This is a genomic window from Nonomuraea sp. NPDC049269 (assembly GCF_043197155.1).
GTDB lineage: Bacteria > Actinomycetota > Actinomycetes > Streptosporangiales > Streptosporangiaceae > Nonomuraea.
In genome coordinates, this window is record NZ_JBICSO010000003.1 from 1023100 (window position 1) to 1040218 (window position 17119).

The 17119-nt window shown below is 69.5% G+C and carries 13 protein-coding genes; 3 read left to right on the top strand and 10 right to left on the bottom strand.

Annotation, left to right across the window (positions count from 1 at the left end; all coding sequences use genetic code 11):
- Positions 1–97 precede the first annotated feature (97 nt).
- Positions 98–256 carry a hypothetical protein gene (locus tag ACGFNP_RS22235; RefSeq protein WP_358339980.1) on the top strand — a complete coding sequence of 53 codons (159 nt, stop codon included), beginning with the start codon at positions 98–100 and terminating at the stop codon, positions 254–256.
- A gap of 266 nt (positions 257–522) precedes the next feature.
- Here ACGFNP_RS22235 and ACGFNP_RS22240 read toward each other — a convergent pair whose 3' ends face one another.
- From ACGFNP_RS22240 to ACGFNP_RS22255, 4 genes are all read right to left on the bottom strand, one after another.
- The gene (locus tag ACGFNP_RS22240) at positions 523–669 is read right to left on the bottom strand and encodes a hypothetical protein (RefSeq protein ID WP_358335969.1); all 147 of its coding nucleotides are present in this window, start codon (positions 667–669) and stop codon (positions 523–525) included.
- Positions 670–896: 227 nt separating this feature from the next.
- Positions 897–1112 carry a hypothetical protein gene (locus ACGFNP_RS22245; RefSeq protein ID WP_358339982.1) on the bottom strand — a complete coding sequence of 72 codons (216 nt, stop codon included), beginning with the start codon at positions 1110–1112 and terminating at the stop codon, positions 897–899.
- A gap of 8 nt (positions 1113–1120) precedes the next feature.
- Positions 1121–3052 carry a protein kinase gene (locus ACGFNP_RS22250; RefSeq protein ID WP_358339984.1) on the bottom strand — a complete coding sequence of 644 codons (1932 nt, stop codon included), beginning with the start codon at positions 3050–3052 and terminating at the stop codon, positions 1121–1123.
- Between the two features lie 360 nt (positions 3053–3412).
- Complete coding sequence (locus ACGFNP_RS22255) at positions 3413–6043, bottom strand: BTAD domain-containing putative transcriptional regulator (RefSeq protein ID WP_358339985.1); 2631 nt, start codon at positions 6041–6043, stop codon at positions 3413–3415.
- A gap of 540 nt (positions 6044–6583) precedes the next feature.
- Between ACGFNP_RS22255 and ACGFNP_RS22260 the strand changes: the two genes are divergently transcribed.
- Entirely contained in the window at positions 6584–7504 is a 921-nt protein-coding gene (locus ACGFNP_RS22260; RefSeq protein WP_393321418.1) for an IS3 family transposase, read from the top strand.
- Here ACGFNP_RS22260 and ACGFNP_RS22265 read toward each other — a convergent pair.
- Both ACGFNP_RS22265 and ACGFNP_RS22270 read right to left on the bottom strand, forming a co-directional pair.
- Positions 7465–8106: a reverse transcriptase domain-containing protein gene (locus ACGFNP_RS22265; RefSeq protein WP_393321421.1), complete on the bottom strand. Its 642-nt coding sequence runs from the start codon at positions 8104–8106 to the stop codon at positions 7465–7467. The two genes, ACGFNP_RS22260 and ACGFNP_RS22265, sit on opposite strands and share 40 nt — an antisense overlap.
- Before the next feature lie 678 nt (positions 8107–8784).
- Entirely contained in the window at positions 8785–9204 is a 420-nt protein-coding gene (locus ACGFNP_RS22270; protein WP_393321424.1) for a hypothetical protein, read from the bottom strand.
- An 87-nt stretch (positions 9205–9291) separates the two neighbouring features.
- Here ACGFNP_RS22270 and ACGFNP_RS22275 point away from each other — a divergent pair, with 87 nt between their 5' ends.
- Positions 9292–10470, top strand: a complete 1179-nt coding sequence (locus ACGFNP_RS22275) for a phospholipase A2 (protein WP_393321427.1) — start codon at positions 9292–9294, stop codon at positions 10468–10470.
- A 370-nt stretch (positions 10471–10840) separates the two neighbouring features.
- Here the strand turns inward: ACGFNP_RS22275 and ACGFNP_RS22280 are convergent, their stop codons facing one another.
- The 4 genes from ACGFNP_RS22280 to ACGFNP_RS22295 are packed head-to-tail and all read right to left on the bottom strand — an operon-like array spanning position 10841 to position 17109.
- Complete coding sequence (locus tag ACGFNP_RS22280; RefSeq protein ID WP_358336069.1) at positions 10841–12202, bottom strand: lanthionine synthetase C family protein; 1362 nt, start codon at positions 12200–12202, stop codon at positions 10841–10843.
- Positions 12174–13385, bottom strand: coding sequence for a JmjC domain-containing protein (locus tag ACGFNP_RS22285; protein WP_393321431.1), 1212 nt, complete (start codon positions 13383–13385; stop codon positions 12174–12176). Before ACGFNP_RS22285 ends, ACGFNP_RS22280 begins: the two co-directional genes overlap by 29 nt.
- Positions 13382–14650 (bottom strand): hypothetical protein, encoded by a 1269-nt coding sequence (locus ACGFNP_RS22290; protein WP_393321434.1) that lies wholly within the window; start codon positions 14648–14650, stop codon positions 13382–13384. The genes ACGFNP_RS22285 and ACGFNP_RS22290 overlap by 4 nt, the downstream gene beginning before the upstream one ends.
- Positions 14647–17109, bottom strand: a complete 2463-nt coding sequence (locus ACGFNP_RS22295; RefSeq protein ID WP_358336060.1) for a DUF4135 domain-containing protein — start codon at positions 17107–17109, stop codon at positions 14647–14649. The genes ACGFNP_RS22290 and ACGFNP_RS22295 overlap by 4 nt, the downstream gene beginning before the upstream one ends.
- Positions 17110–17119: the final 10 nt, after the last annotated feature.

The window sequence follows — 17119 nt, forward strand, 5'->3', positions numbered from 1 at the left end:
CGCGCGAAGCCTCAGAGGTTGCTTCCAGTCGCGCCGGGGCCGCGACCCCTGATCGAAGCTCCGCTCTACGGATCCGTCCGCGAGCATAGGCCCGACGATGGCGATCGACATCGTGGTCATCCGGGACAAGAACACCATGGTTTTGCTGGAGCACGATAACTTCTATGGCCAGTTCAAATCCGGTCTCACGAGGGTCGCTGCCGCAAAGGCTGTGGCAAAGCTTCGAGAGACTCAGAACAGCTCAGGGGAGAGCTAGAGGATCTCTTCCGCCTGACGCAGACGGCGTTTACTCGCGGCGTCGTAGGGCGGCCCCGTACTGGCCCAGCCGACTGAAGTCCTCACCTTCGCCCAGGTTGCGAACAAGTATCTGACCACCCTCGTGGACATCGAGCGGCGGACCATCGGTCAGTACCGCAAGACGCGGCAGCCATACCGGCAGGTCAAATTGCCGCCGGACGAGTGACCATGAAGGCGGAGCATCCCCCCGTCCTGCCGGACGGGGGGACAATGTACCGCCGCGCCTTACCGCGCCATGGACCCTTGCGGTGATGGTTGTTGCGGCTTGCGGATCACGGTATCCGCATGCACAGGAGTGATGCCCAGCGCCAGCACGGCGGCCAGGCTGGCGGCCAAAGCGGCGGCACGGCGAGTCCAGGTACGGGTCTTCATACGGCTCTCCCAGTCGGCCGATGATCATGACAGTACTGTCCAACAGCATCAGTGCTACATCCCCACCCGTCCAGGACGCAAAGCCATGACCCAGCCGCCAATCCTCAAGTGCTCGGATACGGAATGACCGGCACACCGGACAATGCGATCATTCTCGGCTACACCCATCTGCAGCCCGCCCACATCAAGGCTGTCGTACGACAGCTGGCCGCCGCGATCGAGGAACATCAGCTCTCGCGGTAGCAGCGGTGCACCGGCATCGGCCCGGCTTCGTCATCCGCCCTCAGCCCCAAACCGGTCACCTCGGAGTTCGACCTGCTCACCGCCCGCGAGCGATAGGTGCTCCACCATCTGGCGCGGGGGCTCGGCATCGCCGGGATCGCCTGCTCTGGGCCGAACGGATTGTCGGCTTGCGGTGAGTCGGTCACGTTCCACGAGGTCACCAGGCACTTCACCCCGGGGTTGCGGTCAGGGCGAGGTCGTCCACGGTCACCGTGACGGGGGTGTCGGTGGCCGTACGGGACAAGAAGGTCAGGACGCCGGCCCCACCCGGGACCTGGAGTCCGGAGGTCGCGTCCGTGACGGAGAGCAGCCAGTCCGGCTCGGGCGCGCCGATGGCCCAGACCTTGCCGCGGATCGTGGTCGGCGACGTGCCGGTGACCTGGACGCGTACCCGCAGCGCGATGCCCGCGCCCGCGGTCAGCCCGGGGACCCGCAGTGGCTGCGCGAGGTCGATCTCGCTGCGGCCCGCCTCGGAGCGGATCAGCTGGAACAGGACCTTGCCGTTGGGCCGCAGGCTCACGTGCGCCCGGTAACCCCCCACCGTCGGGGCCCTGCGTCCGACGGCGGACACGTAGATGCCGCTGCCGGTGGGGGGCTTGTCGCTGACGAAGGTGAAGCCGAGGTCGGTTCTGGTCTCCTTCACCCCGTCCAGGTACGCGCTGGAGCCGGCTCCGGGGGGCATCGTGATCCGGCCCTTCTTGCCGTCCACCGAGTAGCCGCTCGCCGGAACGCCGACCGACCAGTGATGCTCCCCGTCGTCCGTCGTACCGAATCCGGTGCTGACCGTGCGCCCGAACGTGTCGGACACCCGCAGCCCCCCTCCCGGGACCGCCGACTCACCCGGACTCGCCGACCCGCTGGGCGAGACCTCCCGTGAGCCCGACGGTGAGCCCGATGGGGGCTCGGCGGAGGTGGGGGCGGAAGAGTCGGGACGTGAGGCGGCCGAGGAGTCCGGCTCACCGGTACCTGAAGACGCATGGGACCCCGTCCCGCCGAACGGCCGCAACCAGGCGAGCGCCCCCACCACGACCGCGACCAGCGCCGCCGCCACGGCGAGCGCGGCACGGCGGCTCCGCCCAGCGGTCCACCCCATGAGCGCCGGGGCCCGCGAGGAGGGCGGGGTCGTCGGCTCCCCGGCCGGTCCCGCTGTGCCCCCACGACCGATGGGTTCCGCGGTGTCCCCACGACCGGCCGCCCCGGCAAGATCCCGACCGCCGGCCGCGTCCGACGTTCCCCGATCGTCGGCCGGTTCGGCGGCGAGGCGGCTGCCCAGGCTGGTGAGCTCCACGATCGACCGGCCGTGGCCACCGGACACTGGGTCGATCAGGCGGGACAGCAGCTCGCCCGCCGCCGGCCGGTGCGAAGGGTCCTTCTCCAAGGCGGCGGCGATCGAGTCGCGCAGCGGTGGTGGGACCGCTGACAGATCCGGTTCGTGGGTGACGATGCGGGTCAGCACGTCCGCGATGCCCGCGGCGGCGAACGGGGAGGTGCCGGTGGCGGCGAAGACCATGGTGCCCGCCCAGGCGAAGACGTCCGAGGCGGGTGAGGCGGGGGCGCCGCTCAGCTGTTCGGGCGCCAGGTAGGCAGGGGTGCCGATGAGTCCGCTGGTCATGGTCGTGACACCGTCCGCGCGGGCGATGCCGAAGTCGACCACCCGGGGACCGTCCGGGCCGAGCAGCACGTTGCTCGGTTTGAAGTCGCGGTGCACGACGCCGGCCGCGTGGATGGCGGCCAGGGCCGTCGTGGTGCCGACGGCCAGCCGTTCCAGCTCGCCGCCGTGCAGGGGGCCATGCTCGTGCACCCGTTCCGCCAGCGTCGGCCCGTCCACGAACTCGCTCACCACGTACGGACGCGGTCCGTCCGGCACGGCCGTGAGCACACGGGCGGTGCAGAAGGGCGCCACGCTCTCCACCGCGGCCAGCTCGCGGGCCAGACGGGCACGGGCCTCGGCGTCGGCTCTGATCAGCACCTTCACCGCCACCCGCTGCCCAACTGGATCGCGGGCCAGGTAGACGATCCCCTGGCCGCCCTCACCGAGCCGGCCCAGCAGCTCGAACTCACCCAGACGCGGAGGATCCTCAGGGGCCAGAGGGGCAACCATGCCCCATACGGTACTGATCCGCTCAACCAAGTGTGAGACGTCCAGGCCGTGCTCCTGCGTCCAATGTGACGAGCTCGCCCTTCCCCGCGAACGCGGCGGCCACCGCCCCGCCGAGCCGTGACGCCAGGTTGGCACGTCGCCCGCGGGCGCGGACAGCACGGCGTCAGGGCAGCCCGCCGCGCAGACGGCGTCCGCGTCCTGGCGGTACGTTTCCCGGCCCGTCCAGCGCAGCTCCCCGCGCGAGAAGTAGCCTCGGTACGACCCGCTGCCGGGATTCGCCACCACCACGCCATCGGACGAGACCGCGACGATCATCGGGCCGGGCCCGTACGGGGCGGGCGACGGCGTCACACCAGGTCGTCACACCAGGGCGGCGAGTAGGTCCAGCGCGGTCGTCCTGCCGGGTTTGTCGGCGATGGCGTCGAAGATCTTGAAAGCGTCCTCGGCCAGCTTGCGCGCCGAGTCGCGGTCGCCCTCAGCCCGGTTGACCTGGGCCAGCGCCAGCAGCGCGTGCGCGTCCAGCAGCCGGTCGCCGAGCCGTACCGCGATGGACCTGGCCCGCTGCGCGCAGTCCCTGGCGTCGGGCACCCGCCGCTGCGCCAGCCGTGTCGCGGCCAGCTCCAGCAGGGTGTCGGCGTGCCGGTGCCGGTCGCCCAGAGCATCGAAGAAGCCTGCGGCGGCGGCGAGCCGGTCGGCCGCCTCGTCGGGACGGTCGGCCCGCCGCAACACCGCGCCAAGCGCCTGCTGCGCCTCGGCGTCGGCCCTCCCGCCGCTGAAGGCGTGCAGAGAGGAGGTCAGCTGGCGTTCTGCTTCGTCCAGACGGCCCTGTTCCAGATACACCTGGCCGATCCTGCGCCGGACCTGCGCGGCCTCCTTGCCGCTGGACGTACCGGGGCTGGTGAACGCCCCAAGCGCCCGGGTGAGCAGATCCAGCGCCTCCGCCCACCGGCCCTCGGCCCGGCACAGGTCGCCCTGGTCGCGCAGGAGCAGGGCCTCGGCACGAGCGTCACCCGTGCGTCGCGCCGCCGCGAGGCCGGTCTCGGCGACCGGCCGCCAGTCGTCCAGGAAGCGCCGCCGTTCCAGGAACGGGCCCAGCAGATGCGCGAGCCGCCACGCGCCCTCGTCGAGCCCGGCCCCGTACAGGTCGCCGACCAGGGCGGCGAGGAACGCGCGCTCGGCGACGAGCCACTCGACCGACTCCTTGATGTCCCTGGTCACGAAGCTGCGCATGGTCGGCTCACCAGAGACCAGCGGGAACCGGGATGCCTGCACCCGGGCGATCACGACGGCCTGGAGCCGCGCGAGCGCGCCCCGTACCGCATGTACGCCCTCCTCCTCCACCAGTCGCTCGCGGGCGTAGAGCCGGGTCAGGTCGTGCATTCGGTAGCGGACCTGGCCCGCCACGTCCACGGTGTGCGCTTCCAGCAGGCCGGCGTCCACGAGCGTGTCGGCCTGGTCGCCGAAGATCTGGGCGGCCCAGTCGGCGACGTCGGGGGCCGACAGCGCGCCCAGCAGGCGCACCATGCGGCGCGCCGGCGTGGGCAGGCCTTCGTAGCCGACCGCGTACACGCTGCGGACCGTCTGGTCGCCCGAGTGAAGGCGGTCCAGACGCCCGAACTCGTCCTCCAGCAGGCCCGCGAGATAGCCAGGGGTCCAACCTGGTCTGGTGGCCAGGCGGGACCCGGCGATGCGCAGCGCGATGGGCAGCCCGCCGCAGAACCGCATCAGCTCCCGCACCCCGCCGTCGTCCGCCCGTTCCTCGCCGATGAGCTTGACGAGCAGGTCACGGGCCTCGTCGTCGTCCAGGACGCCCAGCGGCAGCCGTACGGCGCCGGTCAGCCCGCCGAGCGCCGACCGGCTGGTGATCACGGTGGGGCACGAGGTGAGCAGCGGCCGTACCTGGGACTCGTCGGCGACGTCGTCCAGCACGACGAGCATGCGGCGGTTGGCGGTGTAAGTGCGCAGCAGCCGCTGTCGCTGGCCCTCCGATGCCGGTACCGCTTGGGCCGGGCAGCCGAGCCAGCGCAGGAAATCCTCCAGGATCGCGCCGGGCCGGGTGGACTCGCGCAGGTCCGCGTACAGGATCCCGTCGGGGAAGCGCTCCCTGTGCCGCCAGGCGGCGCGTACGGCGAGCGCCGACTTGCCCACCCCGGCCGGGCCGTGCACGACGACCAAGCCGGAGAACACCTGGTCGAGCAGGTCGGCGCGGCCGGTGAAGTGGGTGACGTCCCGCGGCAACAGCACCGGCGGGCCCGCGGAGACGTGCAGCATGACGTCGTCGTGCAGCATGCGGTGATAGAGCAGCTGCAGCTCGGGGTCGGGCTCGATGGCGTGCCCACCGTCGAGCTCGTCGCGCAGCGCCGTGTACGCGGCCAGCGCCTCCACGCGCCGCCCGCTGCGATAGAGCGCCAGCATGAACTGGCCGCGGAAACCCTGCCAGAGCGGGTGCTGCGCGACCAGCCTCCGCACCTCGGACAGCAGCTCGCGGTGCCGGCCCGCGTCCAAATCGAGCTCGATCCGGCGCTCCAGGGCGAGCAGGCGAAGCTCTTCGAGCTCCTCGCGCAGCCGCCCGGTCTCGGCCCAGCGCCTCGCGTCAGGGTCCACGTCCGCCAGAACCGGCCCGCGCCACAAGCCCAGCGCCTCCCGCAGCTTCCCGCCGTCGCGCCCGGACAGCCCCTCCTGAATGAGTCGGCGGAAGCGACCGACATCGAGCTGATCGTCGTTGATGGCCAGCGTGTACGTGCCGGACACGGTGGTGATGACGTCCTTGCCGATCTGCTGCCGGAGCCGCCCGATGTAGCCGCGGATCAGCGAGTCTGACCGGTCGCCCTCCTCCAGCGGCCACAGCAGCTGTCGCAGCCGCTCGACGGTGAGCGGGCGGCGGGCGTTGAGCACGAACATCGCCAGCAGATCACGGTGCTTCGGAGCGGTGGGGGTGCGATCCTCGGCGCCGTCGTGTACCGACAATGCCCCCATAATCCGAAATTCCATGACAAATCCCCCGGGTGCGGCGGGCAGGACGTGGCGTCAAAGCCTCCACGATCCCACAGCTCCACCGCACCTCGCGCCCGGGATTCCACACCGTTCCCGGCCAGTGAGCAGGTGTCAGTTTCCGAAGTCGAGTGCACGGATGTTGCGGAGTGGTCCGCACGCCCCTATCGGGCGTACAGACCATCCGGGACATCGCCGCGCCTGCATGACGTCTGAACCCCAGGTCTGTCAACACCCGTGCGTTCACTGGCGCGGGCGAGTCGCAAATCCCTTCTCGAAGATCGTGACCTGGGCGTGGAAGGGGTGCGTCTGCGCGGTCGCGAGGTGCCGCCCGGCGCTGGGGGCCGTACTTGCTGGGGGGTTCTTTCGGCCGCGAGCCCTCACGCGGGGCAGGGCGATGTCCTTGAACGGCCGTCGAACCATGTGGCGATGACGTCAAACTGCCTCGGCTACCGAACCCCGGCCCAATGTGTTGCCTTGACTCCTTGAATCTAAGTCGGCTTTCTTCGCGGCCGAGCTCGACCGGCCACACACGCACTCGTGATCTTCATCGACGAACACCGCGAGATGTTCGGTGTCGAGCCGATCTGCCACGTGCTGACCGAGCACGGCCTTGCCATCTCGCCCAGCACCTACTACGCCGCCAAGAACAGGCCGCCATCGGCCCGGCAGGTCCGCGACGCCGAGCTGGACGACCACATCAGACGCATCCACACCACCAACTACGGCGTCTACGGCACCCGCAAAGTCTGGCGGCAACTGCTGCGCGAGGGCCACCAGGTCGCCCGATGCACGGTCGAGCGACGGATGCGCGCCCTGGGCCTGCAAGGAGCCCGCCGCGGCAAGAAGATCCGCACCACCATGGCCGATCCCGACCACCAGCGGGCGGCCGATTTGGTTAGGCGGGACTTCACCACGCCCCGGCCGAACACGGTCTGGGTCGCCGACTTCACCTACGTTCACGCCTGGTGCGGAATCGTCTACGTCGCCTTCGTCGTGGATGTGTACTCCCGGGCGATCGTCGGCTGGACGGCCTCGCTGTCCAAGCGCACCGACCTGGTGCTGGACGCCCTGGACATGGCGTTGTGGCGGCGCGACCGCACCGGACGACCCGCCGGGCCGGGCCTGGTCCATCACTCGGACGCCGGCAGCCAATACACCTGTTTCCGCTTCACCGCTCACCTGATAACCGCCGGCATCGACGCCTCCATCGGCACGGTCGGAGACGCGCTGGACAACGCGCTGATGGAATCGCAGATCGGCCTTTACAAGACCGAGCTGATCAAACCCCGAGGGCCCTGGCGCAGCCTGGCCGAGGTGGAACTGGCCACCGCCGAATGGGTCGAGTGGTTCAACACGACCCGCCTGCACTCCTCGATCGACAACATCCCGCCGCAGGAGTACGAAGCCCTCCACTACGCTCAACACCAGCCCAACGAGACCGTTGGAATCAACCCCTGAGCTCTCCATCGAAGCCGGGGCGGTTCACGCAAGATCGCGCGCAGGAGCTTGAGAACGGACTGGTCACAGACGCGTTCCTCGACCGCTCGTATCAACTCATCATGCGGAATCGCCGAAAAGCAGTCAGCGATGTCCGTCTCCACCACCCACCGACGCCCGCGATAGCACTCATCGATGAGCACCTGCAAGGCGTCGTGCGCCGAGCGCTTCGGCCGGAACCCGAACGAGCAGCCCAGCATGTCCGCCTCAAAGACCGGTTCGAACACGATCTTCAATGCGGCCTGCACGATGCGGTCACGAACCGCGGGAATCGACAGCGGCCTCTGCTCGGCCGTGCCCGGCTTGGGAATCAACACCCGGCGCGCCGGAAGCGGCCGATACCGCCCCTCCCTCAGTTCATCGGCCATCTCGTCGAGCAGCCGGGCAACCCCGTACTCCTCGATCTGGGCCAGGGTGGTCTTGTCGATACCGGGTGCGCCGTTGTTGGCGCGCACCGCGACCCACCCGCGCTGCAGCACGTCTCTGCGGCAGACCTTGTCATACAGCGCGTGGAATCGACGTCCGGGATCGGCCTTGGCCGCCCGGTAGAGCGCATGCTGCAAGGCTCGGACCGGATCACGCGGAACCCGTGGCTCCCGTGACCCCTTTGCGGCGGGACTAGCCTGACCGGCACTCACCGGGCCCCTCCATCACAGTCGCTGCGCATCGACGAAGCAGCGGCCCTTCCCTCACCGCCGGTTGTGTTGTCCGGTCGGCTCCAGCAGTACTACGGCCGCCTCCGACGCCCACCCGGCCGGCACTCCACTTCCCGGCGTTGACCGGTTATAGGACGCCACGCTCCGGCAACACCATTCCCGCAGGTTACCGGGCCGGGGAGGGCCTCCCCAGTTCCCGCCGTCACTGTCGATACGTTCCGCGCCCCATACGCCGGGGAGTCCTTGGCGGCTGCGCTTCCAGGCACTTCACCGCGTCCGTGGCCTTCGCCCTGGATTCGAAGGCTCGGCTCTCCCTTGTTCCCGGCCAATGGCCGGGACCTCTAACGACGCCGCAGGCTTCGCTTCATGCTACGGACCGCATCGTTGCTCCCCCTTGAAAGGGCCTTTGACGCTGGGCTTCGACCCCGCCCGTTTCCAGACGAAGCCGCCAGCCTGCTACCGGGCCTCCTGGCAGCTACCCGGACCGGACTTCCACCGGCAAGCGACGACGAGCTTACGAACAACAAGATCAGCCGCTACGTCACGGCTTCACCTCCGTTCTGCTGGGCGCACGAAAGATCGAGGCTAGATGCCACGGGTCTGGTACGTGCAGCCCGGGTCGGAGGAGGCGCTCGTGTCGAACCGGGCACCGAACCTCACGAACACCTTGTGCGGCTTCGGCCTGGTCACCCAGATGTTCCGCGAGCCCGTCTTGCCGCCCGTGTACTTGAAGGCTTTGAACACGATGTCCGGCTGGGCGTCCTGCATGAAGTAGAAGCGGACGGTGTTCTTGCTGCCGACATTGCCGGCGATCCGCCAGGACAGCTGATTGAACACGTGCTGTGTCCCGGACGTCCGGTAGCGGGTGGTGATCTCGATGCCGAAGTTGCCGTCCTTGCAGCGTGCGATGAGGTACTGGTCGGCGGATGCCATGGCGGGCGCCGCCGTGATCGATGTGGCCAGGCCCATGGCGGCGACGACAGCCACGTTACCCAGGATCTTCATGGTTTCCCTCCCGTAGGTCGTGATCACCATTCTTGCCAGCGGCGGTATGTCGGAGGTATGTCGCACCCGCGTGCCATGCTGTGCCCGTTGAAGGTCGTCTTCGATGCCGAGCTATGGATCTGGGATGCTCGGCGGGCTGACAGCTGGACCTTCGTCATCTTGCCCGTCGAGGAATCCGCGGCGCTTCAGGACATGACCGGCGGGTCGCGGCGTGGGTTCGGTTCGCTGCGGGTGCGGGTCACGATCGGAGGGAGCGGCTGGAAGACCTCCGTCTTCCCGGGCAAGGGGCGCGGTTGCTACGCGCTGCCGATCAAGCGGACCGTACGCGAGGCCGAAGGGCTCGGCGCGGTTCTCCTCGGGGTGCGCCCCGGTGGAGCTCTCGCGTGCCGTCGACAGATCTTTCGACCCGCTCAAGACGGCCAGCCGGCTGCGCTGCTCGGCGGTCGCCGGGCGACCGCGATCGTGCAGCAGTTCAACCGTCCGCCGGTGGCGGCGGACCAGCAACCAACGCCGGCCTGGATGCGGGGAGGCGAAGGTGATCAGTGCCCAGCCGTAGAAGTGCCTTCCGTAGCGGCTCGACCGGCGACTCCAGACGTTGTCCCCATAATCACGAAATTTTGGGCTCTGGAAGGCCCACACCAGCGTCCCTCTCCCTCCCGGTATGTCGGCGGTATGTTTGCGGGTCGTCGCGCTCATGATCAGTTGTCCTGCCGCGTCACGTGCCGCCAATCTGATGGCCGACTCAACTCAGAGAAAGGGACGGCAGTGAAAAGGACGAGGATCATCGCGAGCGGGCTCGTGGGCACCGCGGCGGCGCTAACCCTGATCAGCGCTCCGGCAGTGGCGAACGCGGAGCCGAGTAAGGCGAAGAAGCTGGCCGTGGCAGTCCAGCTCACGTTGCCGACGGAGGACAGCTTCTGGGCGTGGGCAAAGTTCCGAGCGAACAGGAACAAGGACTCCGTCAAGCAGTACAACTTCAGCTGGAACAACGACGGTTGCACAGTGAAGGACGCGGGGAAAATACCGGGCGTCAAATCCTGGGCGAAGATCTTCGCGATCCCGTGCGTGCGACACGACTTCGGCTACCGCAACCTCAAGGATCTGGTCAGCACCAAGAGGTGGACCGATGTCTATCGCAAGGGCGTCGATCGGGCGCTCCTGCAGGACATGCTCAGGACGTGTAGCGGCATGAAGGCGCACCTGAAGCCAAGCTGCAATTCTGCGGCGGCGCAGTTTTACGCGGCTGTCCGGTGGAAGGGGAAGTAACGCCACCACCGCAGCTGGCTCGGCCGCACTGCCACCGACCCCGGCGCCTCGAGCAACGTCATCCTCGACACCCTCAACCTAGTGATCCAGTCGTGGATCGTGATCTTCATGCTTCGTGCACAGCTTGTCGTTTGTAGTGGCTGTCTCGGGCACGGGCTTGATGACGCCGTCGCCGGCGAGACCAGCCAACGACGAACGTGACACTGCGGATGGGCGCGGCGATCAGAAATGTGAACAGGCGCCGGATCTCGGCCATGGTCATCGCCACCAGGCCGGGTTCGGCATTGTGGTCGCTGCGTTCGCGGGCGGGACGGCTCAGCTTGACCGTCCCGCGACTGGAGCGAGAGCGCCCGGCGCCATTCCCGTGCTGTCAGTTCAACAGCAGGGCGCTGTCCCACGACGTCATCGGGATGTCCTCCATGGCGTACGTGTGGAGGGCGAGGGCGATGCCCGCGGCGCCTTCCAGGAAGCCGGGGCGGTCGAGGTCGCGTGCCGCGAGCGAGTGTCGGTACCGGAAACCGAACGGCGCCTGCGGGTCGTACCCGTCTATCACCCGTATCGCCAACTCGTCGGCGACGGCGTGGTAGCCCGGGTCGGCACTGTCGTGGGCCATGCGCAGCACGATCTGTAGCAGCCCCGCCCACCCGTGGCACAGAGCGGAGTCGTAAATCAGCTCGTCGCTCGCCGCGCTCAGCGCACCACGAAGGGCGGCATGCGCGTCGGCGCGCCAGTCCGCGCGGTCCAGCGCGGCGCCGGCCAGATACACGGCACGGGCCGTACCTGCGGCGCCGTAGCACCACGAGTCCCGCCCGCGTTCCGGCGGTTCCCCGCTCTCGATGTGTGCCAGCGAGATCAGGTGCGGCCAGCGAGGGCCGGCCTCGTCGGTCGTGCGCCAGCGGGACAGCAACGCCATGATCTGCTCGATGGCCTCGTCCTGACGCTCCACCCGCAATCCTGCCCGCCAGGCGACGGAGAGGAGCGCGAGCGGTCCGCAGACACCGTGTGCGAGACCGAAGTTGACGTGCTCGGCCAGACCGTGCTCGAGTCCTTCGGTGATCCACCACGCGGGCAGGCGGGTGCCGTGTCGCGCGATGTCGTCGGCGGTCGCCGCGGCCACCAGCGACTCGAGCACGTCGGTCAGGGCGAGCCCCGCTGCCTGCCGCGCTGCCGGCTCGGCGGCCGACTCGTACCGCGCCAGCAGGTAGCGGCCGATTCCGCCGGTGCCGCCGAGGACGTCGTAGCAGTTCCACGTGCCGACCGGCTCTCTGGCGCGCAGCCGCTCCCGGTCGGCTCGAACGCGTTGCCGGACCTGGTCGGTGATGTGCCGGTCCAGTCCTTCCAGCATCGTGGCGTAGCCGCCGAATGCGGTGGCCGCGTTGTGCCCGGCCAGCGCGAGCGCCACCATGCCGTTGAACAGCGACTGCGGCAGCAACCGGATCCCGCGGCCGAGCGCCGCGGACAGGTGCGCGTGCGCTCGGTCGCGCAATTCCGGCACCTGCGCGGCCAGCTCCGCGAACAGCAGCGCGACTCCGGGGTGACCGTCGGAAAGCAGCAGTGGATCCCACACCGGTTGCGAGTTGCCCGGATAACGCATGAGGTTGTCGGGCGCGCCCGCGATCTCGGCCACCCGGTCCGGCTCTGCCAGCCGGTCCGCGATCTCGGCGACGATATCAGCGGCCGCCTGCTGGTGGGCCGGTACGTGGTCAGTCGGTGTCGACGCGGGTGACGGCACGGAAGCTCTCCAATTCCTGAAGCAGGTGGCGGACCTCACCGCGCTGCGGCACGGGCAGTTCACCGACGCGTACCACCTCGCCGCCGTTCAGCCGGTCCAGCACCGCGAGGGCTTTGGCGGTGGCCGCTCCGGACGAGACGTTGCCGTTCGCGGCGTATCCGCGGGCGCCGTCGCCGGGCGCGGCCAGCAGGGGAGCGCACCCGCGGACGGGGGTGTCGTCGTCGAGCGGGCGAAGCTCGGCGGGCCGCTGGGTCGGCCAGAACCCGCCCGCCGTTCTTACCCGCAGGGCCAGATCGGTGGCCCGAGTGGCGAACCAGTCCTGGCTCAGAAGCTCCATGAAGGCGTCCACGGAGTCGGCCAGGGCCGTGGGCAACTGACCGGCCAACTGCCCGCCCGGACCGGCATCCGGGGAGAACAACGGGGCCGACGCCGCCGGCACGGTGCCCCGGAACAGATCCTTGATCTCGTAGTACGGCCGGTGCTCGCGGCGGGGAATGCCCACGTTGACACTCGTCGCCGGTGCTTCGCCAACGCTCTCCCCGACGTGGTAGTACCGCGACGGCCAGTACAGCAGATCTCCCGGCTCGACCTCTGCGACGAACGAGGAGGCCAGGTACGGCTGGTAGTCCAGCACCGTGTGCACCGGATCCGACCACGGGCGCTCGTCCCAGAACCGCATGCGCTTGGTGCCACGCACACAGAACATGAAGGTGGCGAAGCGATCCTGGTGCACGCCGACGGGGCTGTGCTCGTAGGAGCCGTGGAACATCGTGGAGCCCGCGGTGTGCGTCGGCTGGCCGACCCGCTCCCAGAGACCGGCGTAGAACCGCTGCGCGCGCGTCCACAGAGGGTGGGAGAAGGAGTGGAAGCGGTGCACCACGAGGGCGTAACGCTGCCCCCGCAACCGGTCGGACACGCGCCGCTCGTAGCCGCCGAGCGAGCGGTCCGACAGCTCCGGCAGGTATTCGCCCGGCCGTGTCTGCTGCCGCCGCTCCACGAGGATTTGCACATTTCCCGGCACGGCGAGCGGATGTGGCGGCCGACTGCCGAGCACAGCGGCCTCGAACACCTCCGCCTCGGCGAACGGCACGTCGCCGATCTGCTTGTACAGCACGGGTTTCCGGTCCCAGTACCCCTCTACGAAGACGTCCCAGTCGAACGACTTCTCGATCGTCAGCGTCATCGCGTGGGCACCTCGTTCATCTCGACCACCTCTATGCCGCGCAGCCGGTACAGTCTGTTCAGCAACGCGAGCACGTTCTCGTTGTCATCAGCGACGCCGATGGCGCGGCACACCTCGGCAACGCTCGTCTCCTCGCCGTCGCGAAGCGCGGCGAACACTCGGTCACTCGCGGCTCTCGGCAGGGTGAAAACGTTCCCGTTGATCGCCCACACCTCGTGTCCGGGCCCGTGAGGCATCCGGACGATCTCGCCCGAGCGGTAGATCCGGCTCCGCGGCGTCATCGGGACGCCGTCGCGCGGCACCGGAATCGGTTCGAGACCGGCCGCGGAACGCAGCGCCGCCCAGCGGACCCGCAGTATCCTGCGCAGTTGCTCGCCGTCCGCGACCGTGCGCAGCTCGTCGCCGAGCGCGGACAGATGAGGCAGCACCCCGCCCTGTCCGTCGACGCGGGAGCCGGGGCCGAACGGGAAGTACGGCACGGTCTCGTCGTTGCCCTGCTGGCCGTGCACCAGGTCGGCGAGCAAATCCCGCAACTCGGTGAACGGCAGCCGCCGGTCGGTCGGAATCCGCAGGCGCAGCGCCACGCACCGCTCGTGGTAGGTGTCCACGTGCCGCTGGTCGCCCGGCCAGTACAGCAACTCCCCGGCATCGGCGCTCACGGCTCGCACACCGTCCAGGTCCCGGTCCGGGTCGGCGATCGCGGCCGGTGGGGAACCGCGGCGCTCGTCCCACAGCCGTACGCCCATCCGCCCGCGCAGCACCCAGGTCAGCGCAGCGTGAGTCGGCGCCTCGGTCGCGCCGACGTGCTGGGTGAACCGGTCGCCGATTAGCACCTCGGCGACGACCGGGAGGTTCGGCCAGCCGACCGCCTGCCACAGCCCGCGGATCGCGTCGCGTACCGCGGACCACAGCGTGTAGTCCAGGAGCAACGGCTGCCGGACGGTGAGCAAGTAACCCTGCCCGGACAGGTCGGCGTCCAGCCGGTCGAGGTAGTCGTCCAGGGTTCGGTCGGTGGTGTTCGGCAGCCGTTCGCCCGGCGCGCGCAGCCAGCCGTCGCCGGCCAGGAACCGGACGTCGGGCATCACTCCGAACCGGGTGCCGGCGCGGAACGGGGCGCACGACTGAACGGTCAGAGCGTGGATCTGGTCGAGGCCGACCGGCGGCCGTACACACAGCCGGGCGGGCTGCCTCGCCCAGTACCGCTGCCCGAACAGCGCCCAGTCGACGTTGCCAGACGCCTGTGACACCTCGTGGATCAGTGTCATGATGCTTCCTTCCCCGTCAGGGGGAACCGCTGCCGGATCCGGTCCGTGTAGTCCGCCAGCGGCTCCATGCCCATCGCGGCGCGTCGGTGGTCCACGTCGTCCGGCTCCTCGATCGGGCACGGCACCAGCGTTCCGGCCACGGGCTCGAACTTCGTGCCGTACACCTGAGGGAGTCCGTCGGCGAGGCGCAACTCGTCGGTCAGGTACGCGACCTCCCGCCATGGGAGATCGCCGCCCGCTGCCGCCTGCCGCATCAGCTCGAGGCAGTGCCGGCGAAAGTCCAGGTGCCCTCTCGTGTGCTGCACGAGGCGACTCGCCGCGGCGGCCGCCGCGGCACCGACCATCGTGTGCCCCGGCCACCCATGGTCGGTCACGACCTTGGACAGCCAGGCGATGCTGGCGTCGGTCAGGGTCCGCAAGCGGCACTCGGCGGTGCCATCGACCATGCCGCCGTCCGCCCACGGCATCCGGATGGCACCGTCGAGCCGGTCCAGCCGCAGCAGCCGGCGCCGGACCTCACCGGCCGGCGCCGGCTCGACCGGGACCTCCGGCGCGTCCACCGCGTCGATGCGCAGGCGTACCTTCTCTCGGTTCCAGATGTAGGTGACCCGCCTGCCAACCTCCGGCCAGTCGAAGCCGACCTGGCCCTCGGCAGGACTCTGCAGGTGCAGCCGGACGCCCAGCGACTCGTCCGTGACGACGTGCTCTGTCACATCGTCGAACACGTGCTCCACCGCGTCCCGAAGTGCCACTCCGAGACCGGCCAGCTCCAGGTTCGCGCCGTTGAGCAGCTCCGGCAGCGGGGGCCAGCCGCCTTCGGGCTCCGGCCGGGCCGCGACCGCAGCCGTCGCGAACGAGGCCGTCTCGAACGGCCGCGGCGGCGGCTCGATCCGCAGCACCGGGCCACCGTCGAGCGAACGAACGAAGTAGGGCACGTCCATACGCCGGAGCTGGTCGAGTTCCGCCCGGTCGAAGTGGACGTCCGGCTCGGCGGGCACCGGTGCGGCGCCGCCGCCGGACAGCCATCGCGGCACCAGCGCGTCGAAGTACCGGTACGTGGGTTGCCGCAGCACCCGGACGTAGTGGCCGGAGGCGGCGGTCGACAGGAACTGCCGGATGGCCGGCCGCTGCCGGCACATCAGGGTCCAGGCGTCGAACATGCCACGCAGCATGGCCGGCAGGTAGTGGCCGTACCCGGCCCTTCCTTCGGTGTCCGCGACGACGGTCCTGGTCTCTTCCCTGGTGTAGGACCGCCGGCGGCGGTACAGGCGCAGCGCCCCCGTCGTCTCCGCACGCCAGCACACCACCGGGCCCTCGGCGCTGCACCATCGCGGGGTGCTCTCGAAGCCGACGTGGTGCTGGTCGACCTCGGCGGTCCGGTCGTGCAGCAGACCCGTGTCGTAGAGCCGGGAAACCCGGCAGAAGTAGATCTCCAGATCGATCGGATACAGCAGCGGTTCATGCTCGCCGGGCCTGGTCCCGGTCACCACGTTGCTGCCGATCATGTCGGTGATCCCGAATGCGAACGTCGCGGCGGCCAGCGAGCCGGTCCGGTGCCAGAACCGCGCCGCCTCCTGCGGGGACAACCGGGTGCCGGTCAGCCGCCACTCCCCGGACGTGCGGATCGGTCCCCACTGCGCCGGCGGCTCGATCCATTCCTGCCACAGGTAACCAGGGCCGGCACCGGACCAGCACGAAAGCACCGGCAGCCGGACCTCACCGGACGCCGCGGGCGCGTCGTTGAGCATTTCGAACACCGACGCCGGCGAGCCGGCTCCTCCTTGCGCGGTGAACAGCAGTTCACCGGACGCCGGACGCGGTTTGTACGCGACCCGGCCACCACCTGCGCAGTCCAGCCGTAACACCCGTTGCCGGCCGTTGTGGGTTTCCTCACCATGTGCCCACAAACCGAGGACGGGTCCCTGAAAGGCCGGTTCCTCGGGCCAGCAGACGCGCATGTCCCGCAGTAACCGGTCGAGGAAGAGCGTCAGAAATGCCTGGCAACGCTCCGCCCACTCCGCCACCCGGTCGCGGGCGTAATGCGCTCGTCCGGTCGCGCACGCCACGAACGCCTCGGACACCACCGGTCCGAAGAGGTCTGCGTTGGTAACATCCAGCACTCCACCGGCTATGACCGTCGAATATTGCCGCGTGGCGCGAACACACCAGTCGTCCAGCCGTTCCAGCATCGCCAGCAGCGGCGTGAACCGCTGGTCCGCGAGCGCGTGCGCGAGCATCCGTGCGTCCGCCGCGCCACCGAGCAACCGGTCGAGCTTGACCGTGCCTTCAGGGCCAGCGGTGACGACAGGGGGGAATAGCCCCCCCGCCGTGCCTTCGCGGACCGCGCCGATCAATCGCCGTGCCACCGGCGGAAGTACGGCGGAAACGTCCTCATCGGCGTCGCCGGTCGGGGTGCAGGTCTCCCAGAGCGGCTCGACGTCCGCTGACGCATCCAGCAAAACTTCCCTC